This is a genomic window from Streptomyces sp. NPDC006235 (genome assembly GCF_040613735.1).
Lineage (GTDB): Bacteria > Actinomycetota > Actinomycetes > Streptomycetales > Streptomycetaceae > Streptomyces.
The window spans coordinates 426322-433232 of the sequence record NZ_JBEXSR010000003.1 but is presented as its reverse complement, the minus strand read 5'-3'; the positions used below and the strand labels follow the sequence as shown (position 1 = coordinate 433232).

The 6911-nt window shown below is 69.0% G+C and carries 8 protein-coding genes; 4 read left to right on the top strand and 4 right to left on the bottom strand.

Features of this window, described 5'->3' with window-relative positions; genetic code table 11:
• Nucleotides 1–404 precede the first annotated feature (404 nt).
• Nucleotides 405–1055, bottom strand: coding sequence for a DNA-3-methyladenine glycosylase (locus tag ABZ192_RS06100; RefSeq protein WP_356923314.1), 651 nt, complete (start codon nt 1053–1055; stop codon nt 405–407).
• Between the two features lie 145 nt (nt 1056–1200).
• Here ABZ192_RS06100 and ABZ192_RS06095 point away from each other — a divergent pair, with 145 nt between their 5' ends.
• The 3 genes from ABZ192_RS06095 to ABZ192_RS06085 all read left to right on the top strand — a co-directional run bounded on the left by ABZ192_RS06095 (nt 1201) and on the right by ABZ192_RS06085 (nt 3291).
• Complete coding sequence (locus tag ABZ192_RS06095; protein ID WP_356923313.1) at nt 1201–1983, top strand: sporulation protein; 783 nt, start codon at nt 1201–1203, stop codon at nt 1981–1983.
• A gap of 52 nt (nt 1984–2035) precedes the next feature.
• Nucleotides 2036–2575: a YbhB/YbcL family Raf kinase inhibitor-like protein gene (locus tag ABZ192_RS06090; protein ID WP_356923312.1), complete on the top strand. Its 540-nt coding sequence runs from the start codon at nt 2036–2038 to the stop codon at nt 2573–2575.
• 209 nt (nt 2576–2784) lie between these two features.
• Nucleotides 2785–3291, top strand: a complete 507-nt coding sequence (locus ABZ192_RS06085; protein ID WP_306968241.1) for an HNH endonuclease — start codon at nt 2785–2787, stop codon at nt 3289–3291.
• Between the two features lie 88 nt (nt 3292–3379).
• On the opposite strand, the gene ABZ192_RS06080 is transcribed toward ABZ192_RS06085, so the two are convergent.
• From ABZ192_RS06080 to ABZ192_RS06070, 3 genes are all read right to left on the bottom strand, one after another.
• Nucleotides 3380–4339, bottom strand: coding sequence for an SPFH domain-containing protein (locus tag ABZ192_RS06080; RefSeq protein WP_306968239.1), 960 nt, complete (start codon nt 4337–4339; stop codon nt 3380–3382).
• Nucleotides 4340–4470: 131 nt separating this feature from the next.
• The gene (locus tag ABZ192_RS06075) at nt 4471–4902 is read right to left on the bottom strand and encodes an NfeD family protein (RefSeq protein WP_356923311.1); all 432 of its coding nucleotides are present in this window, start codon (nt 4900–4902) and stop codon (nt 4471–4473) included.
• A gap of 95 nt (nt 4903–4997) precedes the next feature.
• Entirely contained in the window at nt 4998–5795 is a 798-nt protein-coding gene (locus ABZ192_RS06070) for an ABC transporter ATP-binding protein (protein ID WP_020272309.1), read from the bottom strand.
• 161 nt (nt 5796–5956) lie between these two features.
• Between ABZ192_RS06070 and ABZ192_RS06065 the strand changes: the two genes are divergently transcribed.
• Nucleotides 5957–6742, top strand: a complete 786-nt coding sequence (locus ABZ192_RS06065) for a hypothetical protein (protein WP_356923310.1) — start codon at nt 5957–5959, stop codon at nt 6740–6742.
• Nucleotides 6743–6911: the final 169 nt, after the last annotated feature.

Genomic DNA, 6911 nt, shown 5'->3' with positions numbered 1-6911 from the left:
CGGGGTATCAACATATCTGGCGTTGACTTTTGGCACGCTGTTGAGTTCTCAAGGAACGGTCGCTTCCTTTGTACTCACCCTCTCGGGCTTTCCTCTGGGCGCTTCCCTTCGGTCTTGCGTTTCCGACTCTATCAGATCATTTTCTCGATCCGATTCCCTGTCGGCGGGATTTGCCGGGCGGCCTTGGCTTTCGCTCGTCGGCCTTTCGACATTCACTACGCTAACCGATTCCCCGGCCAACTCATAATCGAGTCCGTCGGCGCCGAATTCAGGCATGCGGGCACGCCGAATTCGCCCCTGCTGAGGGGAGTCGCTAGGTAGTGGGTTGGCCGCTTCCGGCTGCTGGCGAATGCCGTACCCGGGTCAAGCGGCTCGGGCTACATTACGCATCCTGCGGAGACGCGTCAACTTCGGCGACGCCTCGGGACATGGGCCCGATAGGGGCTCACCGTCGGATCGTTGGCGATCCAGAAGCGCCAGGGGTGGATGTCGCCGTTGCCCCCGTCGCCCGCGACTCCGGTCCGCGGGCCGTTGCGCACCTGGTCACGGGGTACGGGCGTGCCCGCGAGGACCCTCAGGGGTGTCGCACCGGAGGTGCAGGCGTCCGTGCCGTTCAGGGAGCGGTCCACGTCCAGGGCCGTGGCCAGGCGGGCCGGGCCTTTGGCCAGTTCCTTGTCGTTGCGGGCCGAGAGTCGACGGGTGCGGGCCAGTTCGGGGCCCTCGATGACCTCGCCGGCGCGGAGCAGGACCGCGCTCGCCTTGCCCTCGGGGCCGCACACCAGGTTCATGCAGAACCACATGCCGTAGGTGAAGTAGACGTACACGTGCCCGGGGGGACCGAACATCACGTCGTTGCGGGCCGTACGGCCGCGATAGGCGTGGGAGCCGGGGTCGTCGGCACCGTCGTAGGCCTCTACCTCGGTGAGGCGAAGGGCGATCGGACCGTCCGGGGTGGTGCGTACCAGGATGCGGCCGAGGAGGTCGGGGGCGACATCGAGGACGGGCCGGTCGAAGAACTCCCTGGGCAGGGGCGTACGGTCGGGGGTCGCGATCATGCCGTCCGAGGGTACTGGAGACGGGTGGCGCGGCGGGGTGGCCTCAGGGCACCGGCCTTGCCAGGGTGAGGGCGTGGAACCGGCCACGGCCGGATCGCGTTTGTAGGGATCAGGGATTCACCCGTAGTGGGCGAGAGGGAGAGACATGGCGTTCAAGAAGCTGCTCGCGAGCCTGGGGGCCGGCGGGGCTTCGGTCGAGACGGTGCTCCATGAGGTCAACGTCGTCCCGGGCGGTGTCGTCCAGGGTGAGGTGCGGATCCAGGGCGGGTCCGTGAACCAGCAGATCGAGGGACTCTCGGTCGGGCTCCAGGCCAAGGTCGAGGTGGAGAGCGGCGACCAGGAGTACAAGCAGGACATCGAGTTCACGAAGTCCCGCCTGGGCGGGGCGTTCGAGCTTCAGGCGAACGCGGTGCACGCGGTGCAGTTCGGGCTGGAGATTCCGTGGGAGACGCCGATCACGACGATCGACGGGCAGGAGCTGCGCTCGATGCACATCGGGGTCTCCACGGAGCTGGAGATCGCGCGGGCCGTGGACTCCGGTGACCTGGACCCGATCAAGGTGCACCCCCTGCCGGCGCAGAAGGCGATCCTGGACGCCTTCATCCAGCTGGGCTTCCGGTTCAAGAACGCGGACATGGAGCGAGGGGTCATCCGGGGTACACGGCAGAAGCTGCCGTTCTACCAGGAGATCGAGTTCTACCCGCCGCAGCAGTACCGGGGACTGAACCAGGTCGAGCTGAGCTTCGTGGCCGACGCGCACGCGATGGACGTGGTGCTCGAAATGGACAAGAAGCCGGGGCTGTTCAGCGAGGGCAGCGACACCTTCCGGTCCTTCCAGGTGGGTCTGAACGACTACCAGGGGACCGACTGGGTGGCGTACCTCAACCAGTGGCTGTCCGAGGTCGGCAGCAAGCGCAGCTGGTTCTAGGGCACCCCCTAGGCTCGGGATCAACTGCAAGAACCGATCAGGAGGTACCGAGGTGACCGAGCTCAAGCGGCGGCCGCTCCCCCACGACTTCCATCCGCCCGTGCCGTCGTTCACGGTGACGAGCGAGGACGTCCAGGAGGGGGCGACGCTCAAGGACGCTCAGGTCCAAGCGGCCGGCAACACCTCGCCGCAGCTGCGGTGGGAGGGCTTCCCGCCCGAGACCAAGAGCTTCGCCGTGACCTGCTACGACCCCGATGCCCCGACGGGCAGCGGGTTCTGGCACTGGGTGCTGTTCGACATCCCGGCGTCGGTGACCGAGCTGCCGGCGGGCGCGGGCAGCGGCAAGTTCGAGGGTCTGCCCGAGGGTGCGGTCCACGCTCGTAACGACTACGGCGGCAAGGAGTTCGGTGGGGCCGCGCCGCCGCCCGGGGACGGGCCGCACCGGTACGTGTTCACGGTGTACGCCGTGGACCAGGAGAAGCTCGGTCCGGACGCGGACGCTTCGCCTGCCGTCGTGGGTTTCAACCTGCGGTTCCACACGATCGCGCGGGCCCAGTTGATCGGTGAGTACGAGGTACCCGCCGAGGGCTGACGAGCCGCCCCGCGATCCCGGCGTTCACGGAACGTTTGCCCGCTCCTGGTCTTGGAATTGATCAGGAGCGGGCATTTTTGTTGCCGGGGGTCGCGGGGGTCACCCCCCGTAGGAGCAGCAGATATTGCGTTGTCCATCTCGGCGTGCCCGGCCAGAGTTGATCCCAGCCCGCCAGGGGGTGGGCCGGTGCACACGGGAGGTGGGCTGGTATGCGGGACACGCTGGTACTCAACGCGAGCTTCGAGCCGCTGTCGACGGTGACGCTGAACCGAGCCGTCGTTCTGGTGCTTCAGGACAAGGCCGTCGTCGAGCAGGCCCACCCCGAACTGCGGATGCGGGGAGCCGCGGTCGACATACCGGCGCCCCGTGTGATCAGGCTCTGCCAGTACGTAAGGGTGCCTTTCCGAAGACGAGCGCCGTGGTCGAGGCGGGGTGTGCTGGTCCGGGACCGGCACCGGTGCGCGTACTGCGGGAGGCGGGCGACGACCGTCGACCATGTGGTGCCGCGGTCGCAGGGCGGTCAGGACACGTGGCTGAACACGGTGGCCTCGTGCGCTGAGGACAATCACCGCAAGGCGAACCGGACTCCGGAGCAGGCGGGGATGCCGCTGCTGCGGCAGCCGTTCGAGCCGACTCCGGCGGACGCGATGCTGCTGGCGCTGGGGCAGGACGACTTCGACGCGCTGCCGGAGTGGCTGGCGCAGCCCGCGGCCTAGTCGTCGTCGGTTGTCGTCGCACGAAGGGGGCCCCCTTCCTCGGGAAGCGGGCCCCCTTCGTGCGTGCGGGGTCAGTCGTGGTGTGAGGTCAGTCGATGGACGGCTTCTCGCGGCGTTCCTGGGCGGGGACGACGCCGCCGGACGCGCCGCCGTTGCCTCCGGAACCGCCACCCATGCCGCCGAAGTTGCCCATGGCGCCGGACAGGCCCTTGAGGGCGTCGCCGATCTCGCTGGGGACGATCCAGAGCTTGTTGGCGTCGCCTTCGGCGATCTTGGGGAGCATCTGGAGGTACTGGTAGGAGAGCAGCTTCTGGTCCGGGTCGCCGGCGTGAATGGCCTCGAAGACCGTACGGACGGCCTGGGCCTCGCCCTCGGCGCGCAGGGCGGCTGCCTTGGCCTCACCTTCGGCACGCAGGATCTGGGACTGCTTCTCACCTTCGGCGCGCAGGATCTCCGACTGCCGGACACCTTCGGCCTGGAGGATCGCGGCGCGCTTGTCGCGGTCGGCGCGCATCTGCTTCTCCATCGAGTCCTGGATGGAGGTGGGCGGCTCGATCGCCTTGAGTTCCACGCGGTTGACGCGGATGCCCCACTTGCCGGTGGCCTCGTCGAGGACGCCGCGCAGGGCCGCGTTGATCTCCTCGCGGGAGGTCAGGGTCCGTTCCAGGTCCATGCCGCCGATGATGTTGCGGAGCGTGGTGACGGTGAGCTGCTCGATCGCCTGGATGTAGCTGGCGACTTCGTAGGTCGCGGCGCGGGCGTCGGTGACCTGGTAGTAGATGACCGTGTCGATGTTGACCACCAGGTTGTCCTGGGTGATCACCGGCTGCGGCGGAAACGGGACGACCTGCTCGCGCAGGTCGATGCGGTTGCGGATGGTGTCGATGAACGGGACGACGATGTTGAGGCCGGCGTTCAGCGTCCGCGTGTAGCGGCCGAATCGCTCGACGATGGCCGCGCTGGCCTGTGGGATGACTTGGATCGTCTTGATCAGGGCGATGAAGACCAACACCACCAGAATGATCAGGACGATGATGACCGGTTCCATCGTCGTTCCCCGTACCCTTCTCCGCCTCGGCGACTTCGGCAGATCTTATGGTTGTCGAAGATCTTGCTGGTCGAGTCTGTCAGACCGTCGCGTAGCTGGCGAGGAGTTCACTCCAGTTACGTCTTGCGAGGTCACATGACGATCGCAGTGGCTCCCTCGATGTCCACGACGTCCACTTCCTGGCCCACTTCGTAAGCGCGGCCGGTGTCGAGGGCGCGGGCCGACCAGACCTCTCCGGCCAGCTTGATCCGGCCGCCGGAGGCGTCGACGCGTTCCAGGACGACGGCTTGTCGGCCCTTCAACGCGTCCACGCCGGTGGCGAGTTGGGGTCGCTGGGCGCGATGTCGGTTGGCGATGGGCCGTACGACGGCGATGCCGGCGGTCGAGATGACGGCGAAGACGACGACCTGTGCGACGGCTCCGCCGCCGAAGAGGCCGTTGACCACCGCGGCGCCGATGGCGCCCACCGCGAGCATGCCGAGTTCCGGCATCGCGGTGACCACGAGCGCGATGCCGAGCGCTGTCGCGCCGATCAGCCACCACAGCCATGCGTCGATGTCCACAGGGGCATGGTAGGTCGGACGGCCCCGTCGCCGACAGGGCGCCCAGCGTGTGAAATGGCCTTCTTACTTTGGGATTTGTGTGGCGAGGTGCCGGGTCAGGACAGCGGGAGGCCCTGGGCCGTCCAGCGCTCGCCCGCCTGTTCGACGACGAGGGGGAGGCCGAAGCAGAGGGAGAGGTTGCGGGAGGTGAGTTCGAGCTCCATCGGGCCGGCGGCGAGGACCTTGCCCTGGCGGATCATGAGGACGTGCGTGAAGCCCGGGGGGATCTCCTCGACGTGGTGGGTGACCATGAGCATCGAGGGGGCGATCGGGTCGCGGGCCAGCCGGCCGAGGCGGCGGACGAGGTCCTCGCGGCCGCCGAGGTCGAGACCGGCGGCGGGCTCGTCGAGGAGGAGCAGCTCGGGGTCGGTCATCAGGGCGCGGGCGATGAGGGTGCGCTTGCGTTCACCCTCGGAGAGCGTGCCGAACTTGCGCTCCAGGTACTCGCTCATGCCGAGGCGGTCGAGGAAGGCGCGGGCGCGCTGTTCGTCGATCTCCTCGTAGTCCTCGTGCCAGGTGGCGGTCATGCCGTACGCGGCGGTCAGCACCGTCTCCAGGACCGTCTGGCGCTTGGGGAGCTTGTCGGCCATGGCGATGCCGGCCATGCCGATGCGCGGGCGCAGCTCGAAGACGTCGGTGCCGGGCCTGCCGAGGGTCTCGCCGAGGATGGCGGCGGTGCCCGAGCTGGGGAAGAGGTAGGTGGAAGCGAGGTTGAGGAGGGTGGTCTTGCCGGCGCCGTTCGGGCCCAGGATGACCCAGCGCTCGCCCTCCTTGACCGACCAGGAGACCTGGTCCACCAGAGCCCGGCCCTCGCGGACCACGGATACGTCCTGAAGCTCCAGAACATCGCTCATGAGCGCGTTGTCTCCCCTTGCAGTGTGGCCGGTCTCGGCTGTCGCGTAAGCCTGTGGCTCGGTCCGCCGCGCCGGTGGGCGCAGCCCTCCATGAAATCTACGCCACCGGTCGGCCCGGACATTCCCTCGGTCCGGTCCTTGGAGGGTCCTAGGGTGGGGACATGCTCACGGAACCGCGCGCTGGACGTCTCGCTGCATGGGGAAATGCCCTTTTGGCCGGACTTGTCTCACCGGATGACGCCGTGCTCGCCATCGTCGGCGAGGACGCGGTGCATCGGGTGGAGGGGCTGCCGGGAGAGTCGGGCCAGGTCGGGCTGACGCTCGCACTGGGGCGGCTGCGGACGCTCGGGGTGACCGGGCTGCGGGTGGCACTGCCCGCGCCGGGGCATCCGCTGGGCCTGAGCGGGCCGCCGGAGTTCAACGCGCGGGCGCTGGAGGCCGAGGAGGCGGTGGTCTGTTACGGGGCCGCCCTCGGGCTGGTGCCCGACGTGTACGAGGCCGGGCCTGAGGGGGTGCAGGACGAGGTCGTGTGGCATGTGCTGCCCGTGCGGGAGGCGCCACCGGCGGATGTGCCGTCGCTGGGTGAGGCGGAGCGGGAGCTCGCCGAGGCCCTCCGGGACGCGACCGAGGTACTGACGCGGCTGGATGTGGCCGGGGCGGGGCCGATGGCGGAGGCGGCGGTCGACGCGTATCGGGCGCGGGCCGAGCGGGGGCGGGAGGTGCTGGCGCCCGGGTATCCGGCGCGGGCCGTGCGGGTGCTGGAGTTGGCGCAGCGGGTGGGGGTGCTCATCGCTGTGGCGACCGAGAGTGGGCCCGGGGGTGCGGTGAGTGCGGGTGAGATGGCGGCGCGGGGGGAGGCGTTGCGGCCGGTGGAGCGGACGGCTCGGCGGGCGCAGGTCGCGGCGTACAACTCCGTTGTGGAGGAGCGGGAGCGGGGGGTGCGGTGACTGGGCGTCGTTCTGGTGCTCGGCGTTGGTGCTGAGCGGGGTGCGGTGCGGTGACTGTCGGTTGTGAGGGTGCTCGGCGTCTGTGCTGGGGCCGGGTGGGTGCGCAGCCCGGCGTTGCGGGGTGCCGCTGCGCCCACCCGTGCCGCCCCAGCGGCACGACTGCCCGCAG

Bases quoted from the DNA above. Each gene is read 5' to 3' on its own strand.
- ABZ192_RS06065 (WP_356923310.1), top strand. From the start codon at position 5,957: ATGCTCACGGAACCGCGCGCTGGACGTCTCGCTGCATGGGGAAATGCC.
- ABZ192_RS06070 (WP_020272309.1), bottom strand. From the start codon at position 5,795: ATGAGCGATGTTCTGGAGCTTCAGGACGTATCCGTGGTCCGCGAGGGC.
- ABZ192_RS06080 (WP_306968239.1), bottom strand. From the start codon at position 4,339: ATGGAACCGGTCATCATCGTCCTGATCATTCTGGTGGTGTTGGTCTTC.
- ABZ192_RS06085 (WP_306968241.1), top strand. From the start codon at position 2,785: ATGCGGGACACGCTGGTACTCAACGCGAGCTTCGAGCCGCTGTCGACG.
- ABZ192_RS06100 (WP_356923314.1), bottom strand. From the start codon at position 1,055: ATGATCGCGACCCCCGACCGTACGCCCCTGCCCAGGGAGTTCTTCGAC.
- ABZ192_RS06095 (WP_356923313.1), top strand. From the start codon at position 1,201: ATGGCGTTCAAGAAGCTGCTCGCGAGCCTGGGGGCCGGCGGGGCTTCG.